At 70.5% G+C, this 25,296-nt stretch carries 25 protein-coding genes; 16 read left to right on the forward strand and 9 right to left on the reverse strand.

What is annotated here, in order from left to right:
• Nucleotides 1–54: 54 nt before the first annotated feature.
• Nucleotides 55–1,362, reverse strand: a complete 1,308-nt coding sequence (locus LHP98_RS05455) for an NAD(P)-dependent oxidoreductase (RefSeq protein WP_227251455.1) — start codon at nt 1,360–1,362, stop codon at nt 55–57.
• A 302-nt stretch (nt 1,363–1,664) separates the two neighbouring features.
• Here LHP98_RS05455 and accB point away from each other — a divergent pair, with 302 nt between their 5' ends.
• Nucleotides 1,665–2,156, forward strand: a complete 492-nt coding sequence (gene accB / locus LHP98_RS05460) for an acetyl-CoA carboxylase biotin carboxyl carrier protein (protein ID WP_227251456.1) — start codon at nt 1,665–1,667, stop codon at nt 2,154–2,156.
• A gap of 11 nt (nt 2,157–2,167) precedes the next feature.
• A complete protein-coding gene (gene accC, locus LHP98_RS05465) occupies nt 2,168–3,514 on the forward strand; it encodes an acetyl-CoA carboxylase biotin carboxylase subunit (RefSeq protein WP_227251457.1) in 1,347 nt (448 codons plus the stop codon).
• Between the two features lie 37 nt (nt 3,515–3,551).
• On the opposite strand, the gene LHP98_RS05470 is transcribed toward accC, so the two are convergent.
• Nucleotides 3,552–4,169 (reverse strand): lytic transglycosylase domain-containing protein, encoded by a 618-nt coding sequence (locus tag LHP98_RS05470; RefSeq protein ID WP_413687445.1) that lies wholly within the window; start codon nt 4,167–4,169, stop codon nt 3,552–3,554.
• Between the two features lie 234 nt (nt 4,170–4,403).
• Between LHP98_RS05470 and ssb the strand changes: the two genes are divergently transcribed.
• The 9 genes from ssb (at nt 4,404) to LHP98_RS05515 (ending at nt 12,868) form a co-directional block, all read left to right on the forward strand.
• The gene (ssb, locus tag LHP98_RS05475; RefSeq protein WP_227251458.1) at nt 4,404–4,949 is read left to right on the forward strand and encodes a single-stranded DNA-binding protein; all 546 of its coding nucleotides are present in this window, start codon (nt 4,404–4,406) and stop codon (nt 4,947–4,949) included.
• Nucleotides 4,950–4,996: 47 nt separating this feature from the next.
• Nucleotides 4,997–5,944, forward strand: a complete 948-nt coding sequence (locus LHP98_RS05480; protein ID WP_227251459.1) for an acyltransferase family protein — start codon at nt 4,997–4,999, stop codon at nt 5,942–5,944.
• A gap of 76 nt (nt 5,945–6,020) precedes the next feature.
• Nucleotides 6,021–6,374 carry an SUF system Fe-S cluster assembly protein gene (locus LHP98_RS05485; protein WP_227251460.1) on the forward strand — a complete coding sequence of 118 codons (354 nt, stop codon included), beginning with the start codon at nt 6,021–6,023 and terminating at the stop codon, nt 6,372–6,374.
• A 243-nt stretch (nt 6,375–6,617) separates the two neighbouring features.
• Nucleotides 6,618–8,252: a DUF1800 domain-containing protein gene (locus LHP98_RS05490; protein WP_227251461.1), complete on the forward strand. Its 1,635-nt coding sequence runs from the start codon at nt 6,618–6,620 to the stop codon at nt 8,250–8,252.
• A 9-nt stretch (nt 8,253–8,261) separates the two neighbouring features.
• On the forward strand, nt 8,262–9,407 hold the full coding sequence (locus LHP98_RS05495; protein ID WP_227251462.1) for a DUF1501 domain-containing protein: 1,146 nt from the start codon (nt 8,262–8,264) through the stop codon (nt 9,405–9,407).
• 49 nt (nt 9,408–9,456) lie between these two features.
• Nucleotides 9,457–9,816 (forward strand): HesB/IscA family protein, encoded by a 360-nt coding sequence (locus LHP98_RS05500; protein ID WP_227251463.1) that lies wholly within the window; start codon nt 9,457–9,459, stop codon nt 9,814–9,816.
• A 149-nt stretch (nt 9,817–9,965) separates the two neighbouring features.
• A complete protein-coding gene (gene tpiA / locus LHP98_RS05505; protein WP_227251464.1) occupies nt 9,966–10,709 on the forward strand; it encodes a triose-phosphate isomerase in 744 nt (247 codons plus the stop codon).
• Nucleotides 10,710–10,769: 60 nt separating this feature from the next.
• The gene (locus LHP98_RS05510; protein ID WP_227251465.1) at nt 10,770–11,690 is read left to right on the forward strand and encodes a DMT family transporter; all 921 of its coding nucleotides are present in this window, start codon (nt 10,770–10,772) and stop codon (nt 11,688–11,690) included.
• Entirely contained in the window at nt 11,687–12,868 is a 1,182-nt protein-coding gene (locus LHP98_RS05515) for a cytochrome P450 (protein ID WP_227251466.1), read from the forward strand. Before LHP98_RS05510 ends, LHP98_RS05515 begins: the two co-directional genes overlap by 4 nt.
• 13 nt (nt 12,869–12,881) lie before the next feature.
• Here the strand turns inward: LHP98_RS05515 and LHP98_RS05520 are convergent, their stop codons facing one another.
• Both LHP98_RS05520 and LHP98_RS05525 read right to left on the reverse strand, forming a co-directional pair.
• Nucleotides 12,882–13,568 (reverse strand): GntR family transcriptional regulator, encoded by a 687-nt coding sequence (locus LHP98_RS05520; RefSeq protein ID WP_227251467.1) that lies wholly within the window; start codon nt 13,566–13,568, stop codon nt 12,882–12,884.
• Nucleotides 13,565–14,917, reverse strand: coding sequence for a formimidoylglutamate deiminase (locus LHP98_RS05525; RefSeq protein ID WP_227251468.1), 1,353 nt, complete (start codon nt 14,915–14,917; stop codon nt 13,565–13,567). The genes LHP98_RS05520 and LHP98_RS05525 overlap by 4 nt, the downstream gene beginning before the upstream one ends.
• A gap of 73 nt (nt 14,918–14,990) precedes the next feature.
• Between LHP98_RS05525 and hutI the strand changes: the two genes are divergently transcribed.
• The 4 genes from hutI to LHP98_RS05545 all read left to right on the forward strand — a co-directional run bounded on the left by hutI (nt 14,991) and on the right by LHP98_RS05545 (nt 20,159).
• A complete protein-coding gene (gene hutI / locus LHP98_RS05530) occupies nt 14,991–16,190 on the forward strand; it encodes an imidazolonepropionase (RefSeq protein WP_227251469.1) in 1,200 nt (399 codons plus the stop codon).
• Nucleotides 16,180–17,709, forward strand: a complete 1,530-nt coding sequence (gene hutH / locus LHP98_RS05535; RefSeq protein WP_227251470.1) for a histidine ammonia-lyase — start codon at nt 16,180–16,182, stop codon at nt 17,707–17,709. Before hutI ends, hutH begins: the two co-directional genes overlap by 11 nt.
• A gap of 59 nt (nt 17,710–17,768) precedes the next feature.
• Nucleotides 17,769–19,433 carry a urocanate hydratase gene (gene hutU / locus LHP98_RS05540; RefSeq protein WP_227251471.1) on the forward strand — a complete coding sequence of 555 codons (1,665 nt, stop codon included), beginning with the start codon at nt 17,769–17,771 and terminating at the stop codon, nt 19,431–19,433.
• 72 nt (nt 19,434–19,505) lie between these two features.
• On the forward strand, nt 19,506–20,159 hold the full coding sequence (locus LHP98_RS05545) for a flavin reductase family protein (RefSeq protein WP_227251472.1): 654 nt from the start codon (nt 19,506–19,508) through the stop codon (nt 20,157–20,159).
• Between the two features lie 73 nt (nt 20,160–20,232).
• Here LHP98_RS05545 and LHP98_RS05550 read toward each other — a convergent pair whose 3' ends face one another.
• Complete coding sequence (locus LHP98_RS05550) at nt 20,233–21,183, reverse strand: PHP domain-containing protein (RefSeq protein WP_227251473.1); 951 nt, start codon at nt 21,181–21,183, stop codon at nt 20,233–20,235.
• A 127-nt stretch (nt 21,184–21,310) separates the two neighbouring features.
• Here LHP98_RS05550 and LHP98_RS05555 point away from each other — a divergent pair, with 127 nt between their 5' ends.
• Nucleotides 21,311–21,664, forward strand: a complete 354-nt coding sequence (locus LHP98_RS05555; protein ID WP_227251474.1) for an ArsR/SmtB family transcription factor — start codon at nt 21,311–21,313, stop codon at nt 21,662–21,664.
• 21 nt (nt 21,665–21,685) lie between these two features.
• Here the strand turns inward: LHP98_RS05555 and LHP98_RS05560 are convergent, their stop codons facing one another.
• From LHP98_RS05560 to LHP98_RS05575, 4 genes are all read right to left on the reverse strand, one after another.
• Nucleotides 21,686–22,420, reverse strand: a complete 735-nt coding sequence (locus LHP98_RS05560; protein ID WP_227251475.1) for an SDR family oxidoreductase — start codon at nt 22,418–22,420, stop codon at nt 21,686–21,688.
• A complete protein-coding gene (locus LHP98_RS05565; protein WP_227251476.1) occupies nt 22,417–24,117 on the reverse strand; it encodes a glycosyltransferase family 4 protein in 1,701 nt (566 codons plus the stop codon). Before LHP98_RS05565 ends, LHP98_RS05560 begins: the two co-directional genes overlap by 4 nt.
• Entirely contained in the window at nt 24,114–24,917 is an 804-nt protein-coding gene (locus LHP98_RS05570; protein WP_227251477.1) for a class I SAM-dependent methyltransferase, read from the reverse strand. The genes LHP98_RS05565 and LHP98_RS05570 overlap by 4 nt, the downstream gene beginning before the upstream one ends.
• A 146-nt stretch (nt 24,918–25,063) precedes the next feature.
• A complete protein-coding gene (locus LHP98_RS05575; RefSeq protein ID WP_227251478.1) occupies nt 25,064–25,243 on the reverse strand; it encodes a hypothetical protein in 180 nt (59 codons plus the stop codon).
• Between the last annotated feature and the right edge of the window lie 53 nt (nt 25,244–25,296).

The raw sequence follows: 25,296 nt of genomic DNA on the forward strand, positions 1-25,296 counted from the left end.
GTTTCGGCCCGAATGGCCGAGGCAGGGCCGCAAGGCAAGGAAAAACCGCGGGCATCAGAGGGCCGTCAGGGCGACGTGGATCGCCTCGGCGGCGTCGCGGCCCTGCGCCACGGCGGTCACCGTCAGGTCCTCGCCGCCCGCGGCGCAGTCACCGCCGGCCCAGACCTTCGCGGGCGTGGCGGTGATCTTGCCGGCCTCGACCGTCACCCCGGCAGGCACGTCCGCCAGGGTCTGGCCGATGGCCTTGAACACCTGGTCGGCCTTCAGCGCGAAACCCTGGTCCAGCAGTTTCAGGCCCTGCGGACCGGCTTCGGTATAGGCGAAGTCCACAGCTTCGGCCGTCACCCGCAGCGGGGCCGCGTTGTGCAGGATGCGCACGCCAGCCTGCACGGCGTGGTCCTGTTCGTGGCGCGAGGCGGCCATCTGGTCCTGGCCGCGGCGGTAGACGATGGTGACGGTTTCCGCCCCCAGCAGTTTCGACTGCACGGCGGCATCGACGGCGGTCATGCCGCCGCCGATCACCACCACGTCGCGGCCGACCGGGAGCTTGGAGAGGTCCGCCGCCTGCCGCAGTTCGGCGATGAAATCGACGGCATTCGCGACACCGGGGCGGTCTTCGCCTTCGGCCCGCAGGGCGTTCACCCCTTGCAGGCCCAGACCCAGGAAAACCGCGTCGAAATCGCGGATCAGGTCGGAAAGCTGGACATCGCGGCCCAGCTTCACCCCGCAGGTCACGGTGATGCCGCCGATCTGCAAGAGCCAGTCCACTTCGCGCGCGGCAAAGCCGCCGGTCGCCTTGTAGCTGGCGATGCCGTATTCGTTCAGCCCGCCAGGCTTGGAGCGTTTGTCGAACACGGTCACCGCATGGCCCTTCATGGCCAGCCGGTGGGCGCAGGCCAGGCCCGCCGGGCCCGCGCCCACAACGGCGACCTTGTTCCCGGTGGCGGGGGACCGCGAGAAGGGATGCCGGTTCTTCGCCATCGCCACATCGGTGGCAAAGCGTTGCAGCCGGCCGATCTCGACCGGCTTGCCCTCGGCCACTTCGCGCACGCAGACCTCTTCGCACAGCGTCTCGGTCGGGCAGACGCGGGCGCAGATGCCGCCCAGGATGTTCTGCGACCAGATCGTGAGCGCGGCCGCTTCGGGCGTGCCGGTCGAGATCTGGCGGATGAAAAGGGGGATGTCGATGCCGGTCGGGCAGGCCGTCATGCAGGGTGCATCATGGCAGAAGTAGCAGCGGTCGGCCGCCACCCGCGCCTCATGTGCGTCGAGCGCGGGCTCCGAGTCAGAGAAGTTCGCGGCGTAGGCGGCGGCTGGCAGGCGCGCGGGCACGATCCCAGGCGTCAGCGGGCTGTTCGGCATCGGGGTCGGGCCTCCCTGGCTTCGTGTCTTGGGCCGAGCGTGGCACAGGTCGGGAATTTATCAAACGGTAAATTTTCTGCGCCGGGCAAATTTCTCTCCCCTGCCCCACAATCCGTCCCGCAATCTGGCCCGCACTTTGGCCCGCACTTTGGCCCACGGGTGCGACGGATTGCCCGCAAAACCGGCAGGAATGATCGGCGCTTTTCACCCCGCGTGACCTGCCCTATAAGCGGGCATCCCTGACGGGCGCCTTCGGGCGCACGGCACAGCAGGTTGCGCAGGAACCGCCAACAGAGGACGGCATGAGCAAACAGACCCCCGACACGGACGTGGCCTTCATCTCGGCCTTGGCAGAGCTTCTGAACAAGAACGAGCTGACCGAGATCGCGGTGAAACGCGAATACGGCGAGGACGACAGCCTTGAGGTGCGCGTGGTCAAGCAGGCGACGGTGATCCACGCGGCCCCGGCCCCGGTCTATGCCCAGGCGCCTATGGCCCATGCCCCCGCCGCCGCAGCCCCGGCCGGCCCGGCGGCACCCCCGGAAGACCCCAGCCAGCACCCGGGCGCGGTGACCTCGCCCATGGTCGGCACGATCTATCTGTCGCCGGAACCTGGCGCGAGTGCCTTCGTCACCCTGGGCACCCAGGTTGCCGAAGGCGAGACGGTGCTGATCATCGAGGCGATGAAGACGATGAACCACATCCCGGCGCCGCGCGCCGGCACGGTCAAGCGCATCCTGGTCGAGGACGGCCAGCCGGTCGAATACGGCGCCCCCCTGATGATCATCGAATAAGGGCGCGCGGGATGTTCGAGAAAATCCTGATCGCCAACCGCGGAGAGATCGCGCTGCGCGTGATCCGGGCTTGCCGGGAAATGGGGATCAAGTCGGTCGCGGTGCATTCCACGGCGGATGCCGATGCGATGCATGTGCGGATGGCCGACGAAAGCGTCTGCATCGGCCCGGCCCCCAGTTCGGAAAGCTACCTCAGCAAGGCCGCGGTCATTTCGGCCTGCGAGATCACCGGCGCCCAGGCGGTTCACCCGGGCTATGGCTTCCTGAGCGAGAACGCCGCCTTCGCGCAGGCGCTGGAAGACCACGGCATCACCTTCATCGGGCCAAGTGCGGAGCATATCCGCATCATGGGCGACAAGATCACCGCCAAGGAAACCGCCAAGGCCTTGGGGATTCCGGTGGTGCCGGGCAGCGACGGCGGCGTGCCGGATTTCGAGACCGCCATCGGCGTGGCCGAAGGCATCGGGTTTCCGGTCATCGTCAAGGCCACCGCCGGCGGCGGTGGCCGCGGCATGAAGGTGGCGAAGTCGGCGGAAGAACTGGAGATCGCCTTCCGCACCGCCCGGGCCGAGGCCAAGGCCGCCTTCGGCAACGACGAGGTCTATATCGAGAAATACCTGCAGAAGCCGCGCCACATCGAGATTCAGGTCTTCGGTGACGGCAAGGGCAATGCGCTGCACCTGGGCGAGCGGGATTGTTCCTTGCAGCGCCGGCACCAGAAGGTGTTCGAAGAGGCTCCGGGTCCGGTGATCACGCCCAAGATGCGGGCCGAGATCGGCGCGGTCTGCGCCAATGCCGTGGCCAAGATCGCCTATATCGGCGCGGGGACCGTCGAGTTCCTGTATGAGGACGGGCAGTTCTATTTCATCGAGATGAACACCCGGCTGCAGGTCGAACACCCGGTGACCGAATACATCTTCGGCGTCGATCTGGTGCGCGAACAGATCCGGGTGGCGGCCGGCCTGCCGATGTCGTTCGGGCAGGACGAGCTGGAGATCAACGGCCACGCCATCGAGGTGCGGATCAACGCGGAACGGTTGCCGACCTTTGCCCCCTGCCCCGGCAAGGTGCGCACCTTCCACGCGCCGGGCGGCCTGGGGGTGCGGATGGATTCGGCGCTTTATGGCGGCTACACCATCCCGCCCTATTACGACAGCCTGATCGGCAAGCTGATCGTGCACGGCCGCGACCGCCCCGAGGCGCTGTCGCGGCTGCGCCGGGCCCTGGGCGAATTGATCGTGGACGGGGTGGAGACCACGGTGCCGCTGTTCGACGCGCTGCTGGCCGAGCCGGACATCCAGAACGGCGACTACAACATCCACTGGCTGGAGAAGTGGCTGGCCAAGCAGTTCAGCTGAGGCCGCTGCACCCACGGTCGCCGCGGCCCGGCGGCGGTCAGCCGAGGATGGCCTTCACATAGGCCTTGGTCTCGGCATAGGGCGGGATGCCGCCATGCTCTTCCACCGCGCCGGGGCCGGCGTTGTAGGCCGCAAGGGCCAGCTTCCAGCTGCCGAACTTGTCATACATCATCCGCAGGTAGCGCGCGCCGCCGTCCAGGTTGTCCTCGGGGTCGGCGATGTCGACCCCCAGCTTGCGCGCGGTGCCCGGCATCAGCTGCGCCAGGCCCGAGGCGCCCTTGTGGCTGACCGCGCCGGGGTTCCAGCCGGATTCCTGCTGGATCAGCCGCAGGAACAGATCCTCGGGCACGCCATGCTTGCGCGCGACGGCCTTGGCGACCTCAAGATACTTGCCCTTGTAGCTGCCCTTGTAGCGCGGCACCGACTCGGCCAGGGCATCGTCGGTCTTGCCGGACTTGTACTTGGGCGTCAGCTTGACCGAACCGGAGTATTGCTTGGCCAGCTTGTCGTCGAGCAGCGCCGTCTGCGACTTGAAGATCGAGTTGCGCGATTTCGACGAGCCGGACAGCTTCAGACCCTCGGCCCCGGCCGGCAGCGCAAGTGCCAGACAGGCCGCAGCGGAGACGACCCACGACTTCCCGGTCCGATGCTGCAAGGTCCCACGTCCCCCAAGGCGACTTGTCGCGAAAGGACTATACGAAAAGCCGGGCCGGATTCCAGAGGGGAATCGCCGGTGACGGCCAAAGGTCGGGGTGTCCGACCGGCAGGAAGCTGCCGAGCCGCCGAGGCCCGGCGCTTGGTTGCGGCGCGCAGCGGGGCCGTGTAGAGGATTGGTTAACCTTGCCGGGAGAATGTGACCCGGCAAACGGCGTCCATCAGGGAGAGCGTCATGGCCGGTTCGGTCAACAAGGTCATCCTCATCGGCAACCTCGGGCGCGACCCCGAGGTGCGGTCGTTCCAGAATGGCGGCAAGGTGGTGAACCTGCGCATCGCCACCAGCGAAACCTGGCGCGACCGCGCCACCGGCGAGCGCAAGGAGCGGACCGAGTGGCATACGGTGGCGATCTACAACGAAAATCTGGCCAAGATCGCCGAGCAATACCTGAAGAAGGGCAGCACGGTCTATATCGAGGGCGCGCTGGAGACCCGCAAGTGGCAGGACCAGTCGGGCGCCGACCGCTACTCGACCGAGGTGGTGCTGCGGCAATTCCGCGGTGAGCTGACTCTGCTGGGCGGCCGCGGCGAAGGCGGCGGGGGTGGCGGCGGCGGGGGCGGCGATGACCGCGGCTATGACGACTACGGCGGCGGCGCCTCGGGCGGCGGATATGGCGGCGGGGCCTCGGGCGGCGGCGCGGCGCGGGGCGGCGGCGCTTCGGGCAGCGGCGGCGGGGGCGGCGGCGGCCGGTCCGACATGGATGACGAGATTCCGTTCTGACCGGAGCCTGAGGCATCAGGAACAGGCCGCGGCAAGGGACGGACGTGATGGCAGGCGCAGGCCGCAGCCGGGCGGTGGACGGGCTGAAGCTGGTCCTTGCGCTGATGGTGGTGGGCATCCACGCCAACCCCTTTGCCGGGTTCGGCCACACCGCCATCCTGCTGACCGGCGAGGGCCTGTACCGGCTGGCGGTGCCGGTCTTTCTGGTCTTCAACGGCTGGTACCTGCAGCCCGCGATCGCGGCCGGCAAGGGCTGGGCCACGGTGCGGCGGGCGGCGGGGCTTTATGCCCTGTGGATGATCCTGTACCTGCCGCTCTGGATCGGCTTTGCGCGCAATTTCCAGCCCTGGCAGGCGCTGCGCTTTGCCGTCTTCGGCTATTGGCATCTGTGGTATCTGGCCGGGCTGGCGATGGCGGCGGCGGCGCTGGTCGGGCTGGCGCGCTGGCCGACGCGGCCCTTGCTGGCACTGGCGCTGGCGCTGGCGGCAGCCGGGGCGGCGGTCAGCTGGGCGATGGGCGAAGGCGTGCTGACCCCCGGCCCGGTGTTCCATGACCCGCTGTCGGCCTTTCGCAACCCGTTGTTCCTGTGCCTGCCCTATGCGGCCTTCGGCCTGTTGATGCGGCGCGAAGACCTGCCGGGGCGGATCGGCCGGGGCGCGGCCCTGGCGCTGGCCGCGGTGGGGGTCGGGCTGGTGCTGGCGGAATCGCTGCTGCGCGCGGCGCTGCCCGTCGGCGTGTCGCATGACGCGATGGCCAGCCTGGTGCTGGCCGCGCCGGCGCTGGCGCTGGTGGCGTTGCAGACCCCCGGCGTGACCGCCAGCCGCGCCCTGGGCGACCACGCCAGCGGGATCTACTTCCTGCATGTGGCCTTTGTGGCGCTGCTGATCCGGCATACCGATCTGGCGCGGCCCATGGTCTATGTCCTGGCCGTGACCGGGTCGCTGGCGCTGACCGAGGCACTGCGGCGGGCCGGTCTGGCGCGGCGGTTGTTCTGACGTTGTCGGCGCACTGGACCTTGGCGGCGGCATTCCCTATATAATCGGTCAACAACCGCTGCGGGGACCGATGCCGATGGATGCCAATGTCGAAGGTGCGCCGCTGATCCGCCCGTCCACCACCGATCATCCGCTGTATGATCAGGTGGTCGAGGCCTGCCGTTCGGTCTTCGACCCCGAGATTCCGGTGAACATCTACGACCTCGGGCTGGTCTACACGATCGAGATCAGCCCCGAGAACGCGGTCGACATCACCATGACGCTGACCGCGCCGGGTTGCCCGGTGGCGGGCGAGATGCCGGGCTGGGTGGCCGACGCGGTCGAGCCGCTGCCGGGGGTGAAGCAGGTCGAGGTGCACATGACCTTCGACCCGCCCTGGGGCATGGACATGATGTCCGACGAGGCGCGGCTGGAACTGGGCTTCATGTAAGGCGCGGCCGCAAAGAGCGGCCGCAAGCCGATATCTCGCCTCTGGCGCAAGCGCCAACCGGCTCGGCCGCCCGGCCGCGGCGCGACGCCTTTTCTCTGGCGGGGTGGCTTGCCCCGACCGGGGCGCCCTGCGCGGGAGCAGTCGGAAAAGGGCAAGCCATCGGCGCGGAACTGCCGGGGCCAAGGCGGTTGCGGTTTTCCGCATTCGTGCCCGGGACGAGTCGCGCTAGCCTGCGCAGGTGTCATGCGGGAGGCGATGATGCTGTCGCGGCGGGCGTTTCTGCAATCGACCCTGGCAGGGATGCTGGCCTCGGGGCTGGCGCCTCGGGCCCGGGCGGAGGGGACGCAGGCCGACCTCTGGCTGAACCGGCTGAGCTTTGGCGCGACCTCCGGGACACGGGAGGCGTTCGCAGGGTCCGGGCCGGAGGCCTGGCTGGAGGCGCAACTGGCGATGCCGGCCGAGGATGCGGGGCTGGCAGTGCGGCTGGCGACGGCGCGGCTGCGGATTGCCTATGAGGCCGGCGGCGATGCCAACGGGCGCTGGGCCGCGGCGGACGAGCTGCGCCCCTTGGCGGCGCTGACGGCCGAGCCGGCCGAATTGCTGCCGTTGCTGGATTGGGACCGGGCGATGGCCTATGCCGAGCGGTCGCGCCCGGCGGACGAGGTGATCTCTGCCAGCCTGATCCGGGCCGTGCATGCCTCGGCGCAGTTGCGCGAGGTGATGACGCAGTTCTGGCACGACCACTTCAACGTCCATGCGCAGAAGGATGAATTCGTTTCGGTTTTCTTCCCGGCCTATGATGCCGGACTGCGGGCGCAGGCGCTGGGGAATTTCCGCGAGCTGCTGGGGCATGTGGCGAAATCTCCGTCGATGCTGGTCTATCTGACCAACGACGAAAGCCGCGCCAGCCCGGCCAACGAGAACTTTGCCCGCGAGCTGCTGGAACTGCATACGCTGGGCGCCGGGCGCTATTGGAACGACCGGTACCGGGCCTGGGATGCGGTGCCGGGGGCGGCGGCTGGGCTGGCCGAGGGCTATCTGGACGAGGATGTCTGGGAGGTGGCGCGCTGTTTCACCGGCTGGACGGTGGGCGATGGCCGCTGGGTGGCCGAGGGCGAGGCGACGCCGAAGACCGGGCGCTTTGCCTATGTCGAGGCCTGGCACGACCCCTATCAGAAGCGGGTGCTGGGGCGGGCCTTTCCGTCGCATCAGGCGGCGCTGGCGGATGGCGAGGCGGTGCTGGACCTGCTGGCGACCCATCCGGGCACGGCGCGGTTCGTCTGCGAAAAGCTGGCCCGGCGGCTGCTGGCGGACGCACCCGACCCGGGCCTGGTCGAGCGGCTGGCCGGGGTGTTCCTGGCCGCCTCGGGGGCGCCGGACCAGATCGCGCAGGTGATCCGGGCGCTGGTGGCAGACCCGGCCTTTGCCGCGACCCCTCCCGGCAAGCTGCGGCGGCCGTTCGAGTTTCTGGCCGCGCTGTTGCGGGCGACCGGGGCCGAGGTGGCCTCGACCGAGAACGGCTGGGCCTGGGAGTTGAGCCGGGCGGGCTGGCTGCAGCACAGCTATCCGCCGCCGACGGGGCATCCGGACCGGGCCGAGGCCTGGGCCTCGGGCGTGGTGCTGCTGCGGCTGGCCGAGCTGGCGCTGTATGCGCAGGAGGGTTGGAACGGCTGGGTGGCCAAGCCGCTGTCGGCTCGGCTGCCAAAGGACGCGCGCGACGTGGCGGCGATGGCGGCGCACTGGGGCGGCGCGATGGGCGTGGCTCTGGACGCAGGGGTGCTGGCGGCGGCCGGGGTCGATCCGGCCTGGGTGCCGGAAAGCGATGACGAGCGGTCGGGCGTCTCGGCGGCGCTGTCGCCGGCGTTCCTGTATCGGTAGGGGGTTGGGATGGGCGAACCGATCCTGGTGGTGATCTTTCTGCGTGGCGGGGCGGATTCGCTGTCGCTGATCGCGCCGACGGCGGATGCCGATTACATCGCGGCGCGGCCCGAGGCGCTGCGGGTGCTGCGCGGCGGCGACCGGCCGGGGCTGGCGCTGCCGCCGGCGCTGGCGGATGTGGAGTTCCGGCTGCATCCGGCGGCGGCCGAGTTGCATGAGTTGTTCGGGGCGGGCGACCTGTCGCTGCTGCATGCGACCGGCCTGACCGAGGCGACGCGCAGCCATTTCGACGCCGAGGCACGGATCGAGAGGGGCGGTGCGGGGGGCACGGCGGGCGGCTGGCTGGCGCGGTGGTTGGCGGCGGAGGCGCCGGCCGGCCCGCTGCCGGTGCTGGCGGTGGGGGCGGCGGCGCCGGAAAGCCTGCGGGGCGCGCGGGCGGCGGTGGCGCCGGCGCTGGCGGACCTGATGTTCCTGCCCGGCAACGGTTGGGCGCCGGCGCTGCGGGCGCGGCTGCAGGAGGGGTTCGGGGCACATGGGCCGCTGACGGCGACGCTGGCCGAGATGGTGGCAATGTCGGACCTGTTGCAGGGGCGGCTCTGGGACGCCGGGCGCGGCGAGGCCCGCGCCTATGTGCCGGACCTGCCCTACCCCGAGGACAGCGCGCTGACCGAACCGCTGATGACGGTGGCGCAGGCGATCAAGCAGGACCTGGGGTTGCGGGTGGCGACGGTGGATTACGGCGGCTGGGACACGCACGACGCGCAGGCCGCTCAGATCGAGGCGCTGATCGGCGGTCTGTCGCGGGCGCTGATGGCGTTCTGGCGCGATCTCGGGCCGCGCCAGAACGACGTGGCCGTGGTGGTGCAAAGCGAGTTCGGCCGGCGGCTCCGCGCGAACGAGTCGGGCGGCACCGACCACGGCCGGGCCGGAGCGATGATGGTGCTGGGGCCGCAGGCCCGGGGCGGGCGGCTGCTGGGCCGCTGGCCGGGGCTGGCGAACGAGGCGCTGGAGGAAGGCGCCGACCTGGCCGTGACGACGGATTATCGCGACGTTCTGGCCGAGGTGATGGCGGGGCACATGGGCTTTGCCGACACCCAGGCGCTGTTTCCGGGTCTGATGCCGCAGCCGCCGGGACTCTATGGCCGGCGGGCTTGAAGCCGCGGCCCGGGCGGATTACCTTTGAAGCAGACAAAGGATTTTCCCCATGTTCGGCATTCCCGGCAAGGCCGCCGTTTCCCTGACCCCGGCCGCGACACGGCAGATCGCCCGGCTGATGGCGCGCGACGGGCGCCAGGGCCTGCGCATCGGCGTGAAGAAGGGCGGCTGCGCGGGCATGGAATACACCATGGACTTCGTGTCCGAGGTGAACCCGCTGGACGAGGTGGTGGAACAGGACGGCGCCCGGGTGCTGATCGCGCCGATGGCGCAGATGTTCCTGATCGGCACCGAGATCGACTATGAGGTCGACCTGCTGCACGCCGGGTTCAAGTTCCGCAACCCGAACGTGGCCGAGGCCTGCGGCTGCGGGGAATCGATCAAGTTCAAGGACGAGCCAGCCGCCTGAGGCCGGCGTCGCAGGGGGGCTTTCTGCCCCCCTCGGGCCTGGCGGCCCTTCACCCCCCGAGGGTATTTTGGCCAAGATGAAGGGGCTTGAGGCTTTTCCTTTCGGCGGTGGCGCGCTAGGCAGGGTGCGGTTTTGGCACGGAGGGCGGGATGCGCAAGCTGGCGGCGGGGAACTGGAAGATGAACGGGGTGGCGGCCTCGCTGGCCGAGGTGAAGGCGCTGCTGGCGGCGCACCCGGACCCGGTCTGCGAGATGCTCTTGTGCCCGCCGGCGACGCTGATCGCGCAGATGGCCTGGGCGGCGAAGGGGTCGGTCCTGAAGATCGGCGGGCAGGATTGCCACCCCAAGGCTGCGGGCGCGCATACCGGCGACATTTCGGCGGCGATGCTGGCGGATGCCGGGGCGGGCCATGTGATCCTGGGCCATTCGGAACGCCGGGCCGACCATGGCGAGGGCGATGCCCTGGTGCAGGCGAAGGCACAGGCGGCCTGGGCGGCGGGCCTGGTCGCGGTGATCTGCGTCGGCGAGACCGAGGCGCAGCGCGACGGCGGCCAGACGCTGGCGGTGGTGGGCGGGCAACTGGCCGGGTCGGTGCCGGACGGCGCCACGGCGGCGAATACGGTCATCGCCTATGAGCCGGTCTGGGCCATCGGCACCGGCCGCACGCCGACGCTGGCCGAGATTGCCGAGGTGCACGGATTCCTGCGGGCGCAACTGACCGCGCGGTTCGGGGCCGAGGCGGCGGGGATGCGGCTGCTTTACGGCGGCTCGGTCAAGCCGTCGAATGCGGTCGAGATCTTCGCGGTGCCGGATGTGGACGGTGCGCTGGTCGGTGGCGCCAGCCTGAAGGCCGCCGATTTCGGTGCCATCGTCGCGGCGCTGTCGGCCGCCTGACGACAAGCCATGTCGCCGCCGGGCCAGACGGCCCTGGCGGCCCGTGGCACGCCGTGACGGATGAGTGCTTCCCCTGCCGCCCCGGCCCAGACCGGCCTTTTGGCCGCGAACCTGATCTGCATGGCCTCGATGCTGATCTGGGCGGCCGGGTTGCCGGCGGCCGACCACCTGATTCCGCTGCTTCCCCCCGAACAGCTGAACGCGCTGCGGATGGCGCTGGCGGCGGGGTCGGTGGTGCTGTTCTGGGTGCTGGCCGAGGGCTTTGCGCCGCTGCTGCGGGCGAACTGGCTGAAGGGCGTGGCGGTGGGCAGCCTGATCGGCCTGGGCGCCTGGTTCCTGATCAAGGGCCAGGCCCTGGGCGGAGCGGTGACGGCGGCGGTGATCTCGTCCACCCTGCCGGTGGTGGGCATCGCGCTTGAGGTGCTGCTGGACAAGCGTCGGGTCACGCCGGCGCTGGTGATCGGGCTGCTGCTGTCGCTGGTCGGCGGGGTGGCGGCGCTGGACCTGAAGGCGGGCGGGATGAGCCTCGGGATCGGGGCGCTGTTGTGCTTCGGCTCGGTCGTCACCTTTGCGCTGGGGTCGCGGCTGACGGTGACGGCCTTTCCGCGTGAAACCCCGCTGGGGCGGACGGCGGTGACGCTGACCGGGGCGGCGGTGGCGGCGGGGGCGGTGGCGGGGGTGCAGGTGGCCACCGGCATGGCCCCGCCGGACTTTTCCGGCTGGGGCTGGGGCGAGGTGGGCGCGATCCTGCTGTTCAGCGTGGGGGCGCTGGGGATCAGCCAGGTGATGTGGATCATGTCGGTCGAGCGGCTGGGCATCGGCCTGTCGGCGCTGCACATCAATGCCGCCCCGTTCTACGTGATGATCATCCTGTTCGCCTTGGGGTCGCCCTGGAACTGGGTGCAGGCCGGGGCGGCGGCGCTGGTGGGCCTGGGGGTGCTGATCGCCCAGGGCATCATTCCCCTGTGGAGGCGCGCGTGAAGGCTTTGACGCAGGCGCCCACCGATCCGGCCTTTGTGCAGGACCCCTACCGGTTCTATGAACGGGCCCGCGCGGCGGGGCCGTTCTTCCTGTGGCAGGATTACGGGCTGGTCTGCACCGGCAAGGCGGCGGCGGTGAATGCCATCCTGCGCGACCGCCGGTTCGGCCGCGAGGTGCCGCCCGAATTGGCGCCGGCGATCCCGGCGCATCTGGCGCCGTTCTATGCGGTCGAGGCGCATTCCATGCTGGAGCTGGAGCCGCCGCGCCATACCCGGCTGCGCAACCTGGTGCTGCGCGCCTTTACCAGCCGCCGGATCGCGGGGTTGCAGCCCGACATCCTGGGGCTGGCGGAAGACCTGATCGCGGCCTTCCCCGAGGGGCCGTTCGACCTGCTGGCGGCCTTTGCCCAGCCGTTGCCTGTCCGCATCATCGCGCGCCTGCTGGGCGTGCCCGAGGAAATGGCGCCCGACCTCATGCGCTGGTCGAACGCGATGGTGGGCATGTACATGGCCGGCCGCACGCGGGCGATGGAAGACCGCGCGGTGGCGGCGACCGAGGCCTTCGTGGGCTTTCTGCGCGGCTATGTCGAGGACCGGCGCAAGCGGCCGGCCGACGACCTGATCACCCAGTTGATCGCGGCCGAGGAGGCGGGCGAGCGGTTGACCACGGACGAGCTGATCACCACCTGCATCCTGTTGCTGAACGCCGGCCACGAGGCGACGGTGCATACCATCGGCAACGGGGTGAAGCTGCTGCTGGAGACCGGCACCGGAGCCGCGGCGCTGGCGCCCGACCGGGTGGAGGCGACGGTCGAAGAGATCCTGCGGTTTGACCCGGCGCTGCATCTGTTCACCCGCTGGGCCTATGAAGAGGCCGAGGTGATGGGCCGGACCTTCCGCCGCGGCGACCAGGTCGGCCTTCTGCTGGCGATGGCCAACCGGGATCCGGCGGTCTGGGACCGGCCAGAGCAGTTCCTGCCATCGCGCCCGGCGAAGCCGCTGGCAACGTTTGGTGCGGGCCTGCACTTCTGCATCGGCGCGCCGCTGGCCCGGTTGGAACTGATTCTGGCCTTGCCGCTGATCTTTGGCCGCTGCCCGGGCCTGCGGCTGGTCGAGACGCCAGCCTATGCCGACCTCTACCATTTCCACGGGGTGCAGCGCCTGATCGTCGCCCGCTGAGGCGGAGGCCGGGTCAAAGGTGCATCGTCACCCGGTGGCCGGGCGGATGGCAGAGCCGGACAAAGGTGATCGGGCCGGACAGTCCGCGAGTCGTCCGCTCGATCACCAGCAGCGGGGCGCCGGGGTCGGTGTCCAGCGCCGCCGCCTCGGCCCGCGACGCCGGTTCGGCGCCGAAGACGAGATCACCCGAGACGAAGGGCACGGTGGCCACCAGCCATTCGTTGGCGGACAGGACGGCGAAATCCGGCAGGTCCGGCGGCAGCTGCGCCGGGTTCAGCCAGCGCAGTTCATAGGCATAGGGGCGGCCCTCGGCCAGATGCAGGGTTTCCAGCCGCAGGGCCGGCACGCCGGGCGCAAGGCCCAGCCGCGCCGCCGGACCGGCCGGCAAGACCTCGCGGCGCTGCGTCAGCAGGCGGTGGGCATAGGTCTGGCCGCGCCCCTCGACCTCGCGCCGGATCACCGGGATGTCGAGCCGGGCCTTGCGCACCGGCAGGGTGGCCACCCGGGTGCCGGCGCGCTTGCGGCGTTCCACCACTCCGGCTTCGGCCAGCGCCTGCACGGCGCGATTGACCGTCGCCCGCGCCACGCCATAGGCCAGGGCCAGTTGTTCCTCGGCCGGGATCAGCGCGCCCGGAGGCCATTCCCGCGCCCGGATGCGGGCCAGAAGGTCGGCGCGCAGGTCGTCCCAGCCGCGGCTCATGTGCGGTCCCGCAGGCCGGCCAGGGTGGCGCGGAACCGCTGGGCGATGACGTCGCGGGCGACATGGCGGCCGGCGCGGACCAGTGGGCGGCCGGCGGACCAGAGCCGGTCCACCAGGCCCGCGGTGCCGCAAAACACAAAGCCATCAAGGATTTCGTCGCCACGGCGGCCCGCAAGCACCGGCGCGGCCATGTCGGGCGCCAGAAGATCGGCCCAAAGCCCCGCAGCGATGGCGCCCGAGGCCCGACCAGCGGCCCGGGCACCGCCCCGCGCGGCTTCGTCCCAGAGCGTGCGGCCGACCGAACGGTCGGCGGCGGCGAGGACCGCCCGCGCCCGGTCGCGAAGGCGCTGGGAATACTCCAGGCTTCGCAGCTCTTCTGCCAGCGAAATCAAAATGTTGCTGTCTGATCCTACACCCCAGGCGCCGCCGCCCGCGCGCCAGCCGGTGGCGTCGAAGATGCCGTCGCCGAGATTCGCCTCGGTGATCGGACAGAGCCCCGCCACGGCACCGGTGGCGGCCAGGCACGCGGTTTCCCGGGGTGTCATCTGGGTGCAATGAACCAGGCACCAGCGCGGCCCCAGCGGCAGCTGATCCAGTGCCCAGCTGACCGGACGGGCTCCGGTGGCGGCCAGCACCTCGTCCACCTCGGCCTGCTGTTCGGCCAGGTGCATGTGGATCGGACCGAGGGTCATCTGCGCCACCCGGGCCAGCGTTTCGGGTGTGACGGCGCGCAGGCTGTGCGGCGCGACCCCCAACGCGGCATCCGGCGGCAGCGCCTTCAGATGCCGAGACGTGGCTTCAAGCATCGCGCCGAACCCACCGGGATCATTGTGGAACCGCCTTTGCCCTCCGGTCAGCGCCCGACCGTCGCAGCCGCCGCGTTCGTAGATCACCGGCAGAAGCGTCAGACCCAGACCCGTCTCGGCCGACGCCGCCGCGATACGACCCGCCATCTCGGCCCGGTCGGCATAGGCGCTGCCATCCGGGGCGTGGTGCAGGTAGTGAAACTCGGTCACGGCGGCGTATCCGGCTTCGGCCATCTCGACCATGACCTGCGCGGCGATCGCCTCGACATCCGGCGGCGTGAGCCGGTCGAGGAAGCGATACATCAGCGCGCGCCAGGTCCAGAAACTGTCCTGCCCGGCGGTGCGGGCCTCGGTCATTCCGGCCATGGCGCGCTGGAAGGCGTGGCTGTGCAGGTTCGCCAGCGCCGGCAGCAGGCAGGCCACCCGCTCGCCTTCCGGCGCGGCGCCGGGCGTGACCTCGGCAATCCGCCCGGCCACAATCCGCACCCGAACGTCGCGCGCCCAGCCTTCGGGAAGCAGCGCCTGCTCGGCATGAAGCAGCATGACGGACCTCGCTTGACAGCGGCTATTATGTATAGACATATTAGGCGAAAGCGACTGGGAAAGGCAAGCCGGAATGGCACTGGTTGTGACCGATGCGGTGGTGGCGACGATGCAGGGCGGCACTGGCCTGATCCCCTCGGGCGCCGTCGTCCTGCGCGACGGGCGCATCCTCTGGGTCGGGGCTTCGGACCGCATTCCAGATGAGTATCAAGATATTGAGCGGCATTCCTGCGATGGCCGGCTGGTCACGCCGGGATTGATCGACTGCCACACCCACGCGGTCTGGGCGGGGTCGAGGGCGGCCGAGTTCGAGGCCCGTCTGAACGGCGCAAGCTACGAAGAGATCGCCCGGGCGGGGGGCGGGATTCTCTCGACCGTCGCGGCCACCCGTGCGGCCAGCGAGTCCGACCTGATCGCCGCCACCCTGCCGCGGCTGGACCAGATGATCGCCAGCGGTGCCACCACCATCGAGGTGAAGTCGGGCTACGGCCTGACCGTCGCAGACGAACTGAAGATGCTGCGCGCCGCCCGTGCGCTGGAGCGGCTGCGTCCGATCCACGTCGTCACCACGCATCTGGCCGCCCATGCGGTGCCGCCCGACTACAAGGGCCGCGCTGCGGACTACATCGCCGAGGTCGCGATCCCCTCGCTTCGGGCGGCGCATGCCGAAGCTCTGGTCGACCAGGTCGATGCCTTCTGCGAAGGAATTGCCTTTTCTTCCCAGGAACTTGCGCCGCTTTTCTCTGAGGCGCGCGGGCTCGGCCTGCCGGTCAAGCTGCATGCCGAGCAGCTGTCCGACCGGAAGGGCGCGGTCTTTGCCGCCGCCGAAGGCGCGCTCAGCTGCGACCATGTCGAATACATCGGGCCGGACGGCGTGGCGGCGATGGCCGTGGCGGGCACCGTGGCGGTGCTGCTGCCCGGCGCCTTCTACTCCTTGCATGAGACGCAACTGCCCCCCGTCGCCGCCTTCCGTGCTGCCGGCGTGGCGATGGCGGTGGCGACCGACCTGAACCCCGGCACCTCGCCGATGGCCAGCCTGCCCCTGGCGATGAACATGGCCTGCACCTTGTTCCGCCTGACCCCGGCCGAGGCGCTGCTGGGCGCGACCGTCCAGGCCGCCCGCGCCCTGGGCCTGACCGACCGCGGAAGCATCGCGCCCGGGCAGCGGGCCGACCTCTGCCTGTGGGACGCCACCCATCCGGCGGAAATTGCCTGGCGCATCGGCGGGCCGAAGCTGCACGCCCGCATCTTCGGAGGCCGCCTTGACGCCTGAAATCCTGACCCCCGGCGAAACCACGCTGTCCCAACTGGAACGCCTGTTCCGAGACGGCCTGCCCGCCCGACTGGCCGACAGCGCCCGCCCCGGCATCGAGGCCGCCGCCGCCCGCATCGCCGTTGCTGCCGCCGGCGATACCCCGGTCTATGGTGTGAACACCGGCTTCGGCAAACTGGCCAGCCTGAAGATCGACCGACAGGATACGGAAAAGCTGCAGAAAAACCTGATCCTCAGCCACTGCTGCGGGGTCGGCGACCCGATGCCGCGCGACGTGACGCGGCTGATGATGACGCTCAAGCTGTTGTCCCTTGGCCGCGGCGCCTCGGGCGTGCGCCCGGCGGTGGTCGCGATGCTGGAACAGATGCTCGCCCGCGGCGTGACGCCCGTGGTGCCGGACCAGGGCTCGGTGGGCGCCAGCGGCGACCTGGCGCCCTTGGCCCACATGACCGCGGTGATGATCGGCCATGGCGAGGCCGAGGTCGGCGGCTGCACGAAGCCCAGCGCGCAAGCTCTTTCCGAAGCTGGACTTTCCCCGCTGACCCTTGGCCCGAAAGAGGGCCTTGCCCTGATCAACGGCACCCAGTTCTCCACCGCCTACGCGCTGGCCGGCCTGTTCCAGGCCTGGTCCGCCGCGCGCGAGGCGCTGGTGATCTCGGCCCTGACCACCGACGCCATCATGGGCTCGACCGCGCCCTTGCAGCCGGAAATCCACACGCTCCGCGGCCATCCCGGCCAGATCGAGGCGGCGGCGGCGATGCGCGCCCTGCTGGACGGCAGCGAAATCCGCGAAAGCCACCGCGACGGCGATACCCGCGTGCAAGACCCCTACTGCATCCGCTGCCAGCCGCAGGTGACCGGCGCCGCGATGGACGTGCTGCGCATGGCCGCCCGCAAGCTGGAAATCGAAGCCAACGCCGCCACCGACAACCCGCTGGTGCTGTCGAACGGCCGCATCGTCTCGGGCGGCAACTTCCACGCCGAACCCGTTGGATTCGCAGCAGACATGATCGCCCTGGCCCTGGCCGAGATCGGCGCCATCGCGCAGCGCCGCGTGGCGCTGATGGTGGACCCGACGCTGTCATTCGACCTGCCCGCCTTCCTGACCCCCAACCCCGGCCTCAACTCGGGCCTGATGATCGCCGAGGTCACCACCGCGGCGCTGATGAGCGAGAACAAGCACCTCGCCCACCCGACGGTGATCGACAGCACCCCCACCAGTGCCAACCAGGAAGACCACGTCAGCATGGCCGCCCATGGCGCCCGGCGGCTGCAACCGATGGTCCGGAACCTGCAGGTCATCCTGGGCGTCGAGGCCCTCTGTGCGGCCCAGGGGATCGAGTTCCGCGCGCCGCTGCAGACCTCCGCGCCCCTCCGGGCCGCCCTCGCCGCGCTGCGCGCCGAAATCCCCGCCCTCACCGACGACCGCTACCTTGCCCCCGACCTGACCCGCGCCGCCGCCCTCGTCGCCGCAGGCCGGCTGGCGCAAGCCGCCGGCCTTGCCCTTCATCTTGGCTGAAATACCCCGCGGGGGTCCGGGGGCGCGAAGCCCCCGGCGGCCCGCGACAGGAGACCCCGATGCAAGACCCGCGCCACAACAGCCGCGACATCTATCCCCCCACCGGCCCCGAGATCAGCGCCAAGAGCTGGCAGACCGAGGCGGCGCTGCGGATGCTGATGAACAACCTGCACCCCGACGTGGCCGAAAACCCGCATGAGCTGGTGGTTTACGGCGGCATCGGCCGGGCCGCCCGCACCTGGGAAGACTTCGACCGCATCTGCGCCGCCCTGCGCGACCTCGGCCCGGAGGAAACCCTGCTGGTGCAGTCGGGCAAGCCGGTGGGCATCTTCCGCACCCATGCCGATGCCCCCCGCGTCCTGATCGCCAACTCGAACCTGGTGCCGCACTGGGCGACCTGGGCGCATTTCAACGAATTGGACCGCAAGGGCCTGATGATGTACGGCCAGATGACCGCCGGCAGCTGGATCTACATCGGCACCCAAGGCATCGTGCAGGGCACCTATGAGACCTTCGCCGAGGCCGGCCGCCAGCACTATGGCGGCAACCTGAAAGGCCGCTGGATCCTGACCGGCGGGCTAGGCGGCATGGGCGGCGCACAGCCCCTGGCCGCGGTGATGGCCGGCGCCTGTTGCCTGGCGGTCGAGGTCGACGAGACCCGCATCGATTTCCGCCTGCGCACCCGCTACCTCGACGCCAAGGCCCGCAGCCTGGACGAAGCCCTGGCGATGATCGACCGCTGGACCGCGGCGGGAGAGGCGAAATCCGTGGGCCTTCTGGGCAACGCCGCGGAAGTCTTCCCCGAACTCCTGCAACGCGGAGTTCGGCCCGACATGGTCACCGACCAGACCTCGGCGCATGACCCGCTGCACGGCTACTGCCCGGCAGGCTGGAGCGTCGGCGACTGGCGCGCAAGGCAGGAAACCAACCCGGCGGCGGTCGAGAAAGCCGCCCGCGCCTCGATGCGCACCCAGGTCGAAGCCATGGTGGGCTTCTGGAACGCCGGCGTGCCGACGCTGGATTACGGCAACAACATCCGCCAGGTGGCACAGGACGAAGGGATGACAAACGCCTTCGCCTTCCCCGGCTTCGTGCCCGCCTACATCCGCCCGCTGTTCTGCCGCGGGATAGGCCCGTTCCGCTGGGTGGCGCTGTCGGGCGACCCGGAAGACATCCACAAGACCGACGCCGCGATGAAGCGGCTGTTTCCCGACAACGCGCATCTGCACCGTTGGCTGGACATGGCGGCCGAGCGCATCGCCTTCCAGGGCCTGCCCGCCCGCATCGCTTGGATCGGCCTTGGCGACCGCCACCGCGCCGGGCTGATGTTCAACGAGATGGTGGCCTCCGGCGAGCTGAAGGCCCCCATCGTGATCGGCCGCGACCACCTCGACAGCGGCTCGGTCGCCAGCCCCAACCGCGAGACCGAGGCGATGCAGGACGGCTCGGACGCGGTCAGCGACTGGCCGTTGCTGAACGCGCTTCTCAACACCGCCTCCGGCGCGACCTGGGTCAGCCTGCATCACGGCGGCGGGGTGGGCATGGGCTTCTCCCAGCACGCCGGCATGGTGATCGTGGCCGACGGCACGCCCCAGGCCGCAGGGCGGCTGGAACGGGTGCTGTGGAACGACCCCGCCACCGGCGTCATGCGCCACGCCGACGCAGGTTACGAAACTGCCATCGCCTGCGCCCGCCACCACGACCTTCGGCTTCCTGGCCTGTAATTTCATCTGTCCAAAAATATCCCGGGGGTCCGGGGGCAGCGCCCCCGGCGGCCCGCCACAAAGGACCACGCCATGCATTATGCCCCCGGTCGCGAGGCCTGCCCGCTGCCCTTCAGCCCGTTCAAGGCCTGCACCGTGCCGCGCCCGATCGGCTGGCTCTCCACCGTCTCGGCCGCGGGCGTGGCCAACCTCGCCCCCTACAGCCAGTGGCAGAACCTGAGCTTCGACCCGCCGATGGTGATGTTCGCCGCCAACCCGTATTCCGACGGCCGCCGCAAGCACACCGTGCTGAACGCCGAAGCGACCGGCTGGTTCGTCTGGAACATGTGCACCTTCGCGCAGAAGGACGCGATGAACATCACCGCGATGGAATGGCCCGAGGGCACGGATGAATTCGAGCGGGCCGGCCTGACCAAGGCCCCCTGCCTGGATGCCCCCGGCCCGCGCGTCGCCGAAAGCCCGGCGCATTTCGAATGCCGCTACCTGTCGACTCACCGACTGCGCGGGCAGTCGCAGGCTGGCTGGGTGGACGTGGTCTATGGCGAGGTCATGCGCATCCATGTGCAGGACGAGATGCTGACCCCCGAAGGCAAGCTGGACTATGCCCGCATCGCTCCGCTGGCCCGGGTCGGCTACCACGACTACACCGTGGTGCGCGACACCTTCCCGATGCCGATCCCGGGCGCCTCGCCGGCTGCGGCGGCGGGGCTTGAGGGCAAGCCCTGACCGCGCCCGCAAACGATTTCCGAAGACGGAAATCGTGCACGGAATTCGACTTCGAATTCCGGCGCCCGGCCGGTCAGCCCAGGCGCGGGTTGACCCCGGCCGCGCGCCAGATCGGGTTCGACCAGGCCCGCCGGCCGGCCGCGTCGATCACCGATATGCGCAGCCAGGGGCTGCCCAGAAGCCGGTCGAGCGGCACCTCGGCCCGGGTTATCGAATGGCCGTGCACCCCCTTGGCCCCGGTGCCCCAGCCCATCGCCACCACCGATGTCGCGGCCGAGCATTCGACGATGGCGGTGTTGCCCTCGATCCGCACATCGCGGATCTCGGGGCCTTGCGAGGAATAGAAATCCCCCCGCTTCAGCGCCGCCAGCAGCGCCTCGGGTTCGTTCGCCTCGGCCTTCACCATGACCCAGCCACCGAAATGGTCGGGTTCCGAGAAATGCGCGTCGTCGGTGGCGATCAGCGACAGCTTGCGGCCCTCGGTCAGCAGCAGGTCGGCGATCCCTGCCCCGTCGCCACGGTCGCAGCCCGCCGCGCAGCCGTGGTTGTAGATCTCCACCGCGTGTGCGGCCCGGATGCTGCGCGCGTCTTCCAGCGTCAGGCCGGACCATTGCGGATGCGCGATGGCGACGAAGGCGCCGGCGGCCACCGCCCGTGCGGCGATCTCGGGGCCGGTCTCCTGGCCCGGTTCGGGGACAAAGCTCATCGTCTTTGCCGCGGCGAAGTCCGCCGGCAGCCCGACGGCCAGGATATGCCACAACTCGCCGTTCTTCTGCGCGCCAGAGTGCAGTTCCGCCCCCAGGAGCGTGGTGAAGCCGTCGCTGCGCATTGGCACGGTATCGACCAGGGGAAAGCCGTACATGCCGATGAAATGATCGGTCAATGCCAGGAAATCGTAGCCCTCGGCGCGGTAGCGGCGGCAGACCTCTTCGGGGCTGAGCACCCCGTCCGAACGGTCGGAATGGGTGTGCAGATTGCCGCGCCAGAAGCGGCCAGGCGCGGAAAAGGCGGAGTGGCGGGTCATGGCGTCCTCAAGGGGGAATCGGGCACGCCGATCCTTGCCCAGGCCGCCACGGCGCGGCAAGGCCGCACTCGCAAGCGGACCTGCGCCATGCTATGAATCACCCGCACATATTCAAAGGTGTGTTGCGATGAACGTAGTCCAGGCGGACCTGTCCAGCGAAGACGAGACCTGCGGCATGCTGCCGCCGGACGAGATGCTGCGCCAGGCAACCACGGCGGCCGGGTTCCTGAAGGCGCTGGCGCATGAAGGGCGGCTGATGATCCTGTGCCACCTCAGTTCCGGCGAAAAGTCGGTGACCGAGCTTGAGCACCTGCTCGATTCGCGCCAGGCGGCGGTCAGCCAGCAACTGGCGCGGCTGCGCCTGGAGGGGCTGGTGGCCACGCGGCGCGACGGCAAGGCGATCTATTACTCGATCCAGGACCCCAAGGTGCTGCGCTCGATCACGCTGATCTACGACATGTTCTGCAAGCCGGCGGACTGACGCCGCCGAAGCCCGCTGTGGTCAGCCGCGCCCGATATAGGGCATGTCTCGGGCCATGATCGTCAGGAAGGGGATGTTCACCTCTGGCGGCAGGCTGGCCATGTGCAGCACGGCCGCCGCGACATGGCCTGCATCGAACACCGGCTCGGGGCGGATGCTGCCGTCGGCCTGCGGCACGCCGGTCAGGAACTTTTCGGCCAGCCCGGTCAGCGCGTTGCCGATGTCGATCTGGCCGCAGGCGATGCCGAAGCGGCGGCCGTCCAGCGCCAGACTGCGGGTCAAGCCGGTGACGGCGTGTTTCGACATGGTGTAGGGCGCCGTGCCCGGCCGCGGCACATGCGCCGAAACCGAGCCGTTGTTGATGATCCGCCCGCCTTGCGGCGCCTGCCGCCGCATCAGGCCGAAACCGGCGCGGGCGCAGAGGAACATGCCGGTGATGTTGGTCTGGCACAGCCGCAGCCAGTCCTCGACCGCGATCTCGTCGATCGGCCGGCCGGGCAGCGACAGGCCGGCGTTGTTGAACAGCACGTCCAGCCGGCCCCAGGCGGCCTCGACCCGGGCGAAGGCGGCGTCCACCTCCTTGGGCACGCCCACATCGCCGGTCAGGATCAGCGCGGCGGCTTCGCCCGCGGTTTCGCGCAAGGGGCCTTCGCGCCGGCCCAGCAGGGCGACGCGCCAGCCGGCGGCCAGGAAGGCGCGCGCGGTGGCGCGGCCGATGCCGGCGCCGGCGCCGGTGACGAGGATGGTCTTGGTCATGGATCGCTGTCCGCCTCTTGCGCAAAGCCGTATTTCATCAGCCAGATCAGCACCCGGGCGGCGGCCCGCTGCGGCAGGCCGGCGGTTCTGCCCAGGTCTTCGAGCCGGGCACCGGCCGGGCCGGCGCCATCCAGCGCCGCCAGCAGCGCGGCGATGTGGGGGCGGGCCTCGATCAGGCGGCGCGTGGCTTCGTAGTCGCGCAGGTCAAGCGTCTGCGACAGGTCCGGCCGATCATCGCGCGGCGCGGCGCGGTAGCGGCGGCCGGGGTCGGGGCCGGTGCGGCTGGGATAGCTGGCGAAGAAGACGCCCGGCGCGGGCGCCGGCGGCAGCCGGGTTGCCGGCATCGGCGGCGGGGCGCTGCCCGCCGCGCGGGCCAGCGTCAGCCGCGCGGCCTGCTCGGCCCAAAGCGCCTGGATCTGCGGCATCACCGCCGCCCAGTCGTACAGGCTGCGCGCCCGCGCCCGACCCGCCGCCGCCATCCGGGCGCGCAGGTCCGCGTCGCCGCCCAGCGCGACCAGCGCCCGGGTCAGGGCCGCAAGGTCGATCCGGGTCAGCGCCGAAAGCTGGCCGGCATATTGCGCGTAGCTGTCGGTGCCGCCGAAGTGGCGCTGGCCCAGATAGGCGGTCAGCTCCGTCGCCGGCATTTCGGTCGGCACGCGGATGCCCACCTCGGGGGGCACGGTGTCCTTCATCCCGTCCCAGTCCGAGACGATCAGCGGCAGGCCCGCCGCCATGGCCTCGATCGGTGCAAGGCCGAAGGTTTCCTGCACATTGTCGATGGGAAACAGGAACAGGTCGGCGGCCGAAAGCGTGGCCTTGCGGGCGGTGGCGCTGGCCCCGTCGAGCAGGTGAAAGCCGACCTCGGGCATCATCTCGGCGGCCCCGCGGGTGAAGGCGCGACGCGACGGGTCGTCGCGGAACTGGCCGCAGAGCAGCAGGTGGAAGCGCCGCCCCAGCGTCCGCTGGGCGCGGGCGAGCGCCAGATAGAGCGGCAGCGGGTCGAACTTCTCATGCGCGGAAAGCCGGGCGACGATGGCGCAGGCGATCTCGCCCGGGGCCAGCCCGAGCTGCCCTCGCAGGGCCGCGCCGGCGGCCGGGTCGGGGGTGAAGTCGTCGCAGGTCACCCCCAGCGGGATGACCGGCATCAGCGGCCGCGGCGGTGGCGGACGGCCAAAGCGGTCGCCAAGATAGGCGTCGGTCAGGTCCATCTGCGCGGCAAGCGAGGCGGCCACCGCCTGCGAGGTGCAGATCACCGCGTCCCAGGGCATCTGCGGGGCCGCGCGCAGGTCGAACAGGCCCTGCATCACGGCCTTGGTGGCGGTGGTGTGGGTGATGCCGCAGATCGCATGGGCGGCCCCGCCGAACGGCGCCCGGCGCCAGCATTCGGTGGCGAAGTTGGGGCTGGGGAAGCTGATCACCTGCAGCGGGGCGATGCCGCGCATCTGGTCAAGCCGGACGCCGCGGATCGGCCGCGTCACCCCCTGCCGGGCAGCGACGTCGCAGAACCGCGCCTCGTCCGAAGCAAAGTGGGTCAGGCAGACGAATTCCTGCACATCGGCATGGGCGAAAAAGCCGCGCAGGAAGCTTTCCCCGGCCACCCGGCGCCCGTTGATGCCCCTTGCCGCCGGGTCATAGCCGTCGGGCGCATACCAGATCGCAGCGTTGGCGCTGGCGCTGGCGGCGGCGGCCCGGGTCATGCCCTTTCCATCCACAGCCAGGGCGTGGGCGAAGCGCGCCATTCCCACAGCAAGAGCAGCCGGTCGAGGTCGTTCAGCGCCTCGGTCCAGGCCGGCAGCGCCTCGGCGGCCAGGCGGCGGTCAAGCCGGGTGATGCGGTGGGTCGCGGAAAAGCGGTCCGCCAGCCGGACCAGCAGGCCGGGGCGAACACCTTCGTGCACCTCTACCAGGATGTCGGCGGCCCGCAGGCCAGGGGCTGCCACGGGGTCAAGCAGATCGTCCTCGGCGCCTTCGATGTCGCAGATCACCACGGTCGGCTGGGCGGTACAAAGCGCAAAGTCCCGGTGATCCAGCCGCCCCGCCACCTGCACCCGGTCGGCCACGCCGTTGGCCTGTGCCAAGGCCCGGCACAGCGCCTGGGCGCGGTCGTCGCTGTCATGCGCCAGCACCCGCGTCTGCGGCATGCGGCGGGCCAGGCCCACGGCGTAGTAGCCCTCGGCCGCGCCGACGTCGATCACCAGCGGATAGCCACGGGCGACGATGGTCTCGATCACCGGCGCGAGGCCGGCCTCGTAGCAGCCCAGCAGCCGCGCGGCGCGCGCACCTTCGGCTGCCTTCACCGGATAGTCCATGCCGGCAAACGGCCCCGACAGCACCGCCCGGCCCGATTGCGCGGCCAGCGTCGCGTCCAGCACCGCCGAGCGCCACTTGGCAAGGTGGCGAAGGGCGGCGTTCAGCCGCGCCGGCGCCGGCGGCCCGTCCAGCAGGCGGCGCAGTCCTTCGGTTGCGGCGCGGGTCAGTTCGCTGGGTGTGTCGGCCATGTCCCCCTGCCCTTTGCCGCCCATGGTTAGGGGCTTGCGGCAGGTGCGTAAAGCGAAAGGCGTGCGGCGGACGGCAGCGGCGGGCCGCAGTTTGCCGATGCGGGGACTGCGGCACCGGCGAGCCTGGGGGCGCCGCGTGCCGATCGTCAGATGTAGAACCTTGCCCCCATGACGCGATGCACTTCGCCTTCGCGGGTCAGCCCCCGGCTGGCGAGGTCCTCGTCCGACAGACCGCCCAGCCGCAGCAGCGCCTGCGCCTGCGGCCGGCTTTCGGACAGGGCGACAAGTCGGTTCCAGAGCGCTACGGATTTCGGCGACGTGAACATGGGATATCCCCTTTTCGGCAGGATGTCCCCCCTTCGGCGCATCATGCCGCAGC

Source organism: Rhodobacter sp. Har01, assembly GCF_020564565.1.
GTDB lineage: Bacteria > Pseudomonadota > Alphaproteobacteria > Rhodobacterales > Rhodobacteraceae > Pseudogemmobacter.

What these genes read in the sequence shown, in the direction of transcription:
- LHP98_RS05455 (WP_227251455.1), bottom strand. Translation starts at nt 1,362, where the DNA reads ATGCCGAACAGCCCGCTGACGCCTGGGATCGTGCCCGCGCGCCTGCCA.
- accB (WP_227251456.1), top strand. Translation starts at nt 1,665, where the DNA reads ATGAGCAAACAGACCCCCGACACGGACGTGGCCTTCATCTCGGCCTTG.
- accC (WP_227251457.1), top strand. Translation starts at nt 2,168, where the DNA reads ATGTTCGAGAAAATCCTGATCGCCAACCGCGGAGAGATCGCGCTGCGC.
- ssb (WP_227251458.1), top strand. Translation starts at nt 4,404, where the DNA reads ATGGCCGGTTCGGTCAACAAGGTCATCCTCATCGGCAACCTCGGGCGC.
- LHP98_RS05480 (WP_227251459.1), top strand. Translation starts at nt 4,997, where the DNA reads ATGGCAGGCGCAGGCCGCAGCCGGGCGGTGGACGGGCTGAAGCTGGTC.
- LHP98_RS05485 (WP_227251460.1), top strand. Translation starts at nt 6,021, where the DNA reads ATGGATGCCAATGTCGAAGGTGCGCCGCTGATCCGCCCGTCCACCACC.
- LHP98_RS05490 (WP_227251461.1), top strand. Translation starts at nt 6,618, where the DNA reads ATGCGGGAGGCGATGATGCTGTCGCGGCGGGCGTTTCTGCAATCGACC.
- LHP98_RS05495 (WP_227251462.1), top strand. Translation starts at nt 8,262, where the DNA reads ATGGGCGAACCGATCCTGGTGGTGATCTTTCTGCGTGGCGGGGCGGAT.
- LHP98_RS05500 (WP_227251463.1), top strand. Translation starts at nt 9,457, where the DNA reads ATGTTCGGCATTCCCGGCAAGGCCGCCGTTTCCCTGACCCCGGCCGCG.
- tpiA (WP_227251464.1), top strand. Translation starts at nt 9,966, where the DNA reads ATGCGCAAGCTGGCGGCGGGGAACTGGAAGATGAACGGGGTGGCGGCC.
- LHP98_RS05510 (WP_227251465.1), top strand. Translation starts at nt 10,770, where the DNA reads ATGAGTGCTTCCCCTGCCGCCCCGGCCCAGACCGGCCTTTTGGCCGCG.
- LHP98_RS05520 (WP_227251467.1), bottom strand. Translation starts at nt 13,568, where the DNA reads ATGAGCCGCGGCTGGGACGACCTGCGCGCCGACCTTCTGGCCCGCATC.
- LHP98_RS05525 (WP_227251468.1), bottom strand. Translation starts at nt 14,917, where the DNA reads ATGCTGCTTCATGCCGAGCAGGCGCTGCTTCCCGAAGGCTGGGCGCGC.
- hutI (WP_227251469.1), top strand. Translation starts at nt 14,991, where the DNA reads ATGGCACTGGTTGTGACCGATGCGGTGGTGGCGACGATGCAGGGCGGC.
- hutU (WP_227251471.1), top strand. Translation starts at nt 17,769, where the DNA reads ATGCAAGACCCGCGCCACAACAGCCGCGACATCTATCCCCCCACCGGC.
- LHP98_RS05545 (WP_227251472.1), top strand. Translation starts at nt 19,506, where the DNA reads ATGCATTATGCCCCCGGTCGCGAGGCCTGCCCGCTGCCCTTCAGCCCG.
- LHP98_RS05550 (WP_227251473.1), bottom strand. Translation starts at nt 21,183, where the DNA reads ATGACCCGCCACTCCGCCTTTTCCGCGCCTGGCCGCTTCTGGCGCGGC.
- LHP98_RS05555 (WP_227251474.1), top strand. Translation starts at nt 21,311, where the DNA reads ATGAACGTAGTCCAGGCGGACCTGTCCAGCGAAGACGAGACCTGCGGC.
- LHP98_RS05560 (WP_227251475.1), bottom strand. Translation starts at nt 22,420, where the DNA reads ATGACCAAGACCATCCTCGTCACCGGCGCCGGCGCCGGCATCGGCCGC.
- LHP98_RS05565 (WP_227251476.1), bottom strand. Translation starts at nt 24,117, where the DNA reads ATGACCCGGGCCGCCGCCGCCAGCGCCAGCGCCAACGCTGCGATCTGG.
- LHP98_RS05570 (WP_227251477.1), bottom strand. Translation starts at nt 24,917, where the DNA reads ATGGCCGACACACCCAGCGAACTGACCCGCGCCGCAACCGAAGGACTG.
- LHP98_RS05575 (WP_227251478.1), bottom strand. Translation starts at nt 25,243, where the DNA reads ATGTTCACGTCGCCGAAATCCGTAGCGCTCTGGAACCGACTTGTCGCC.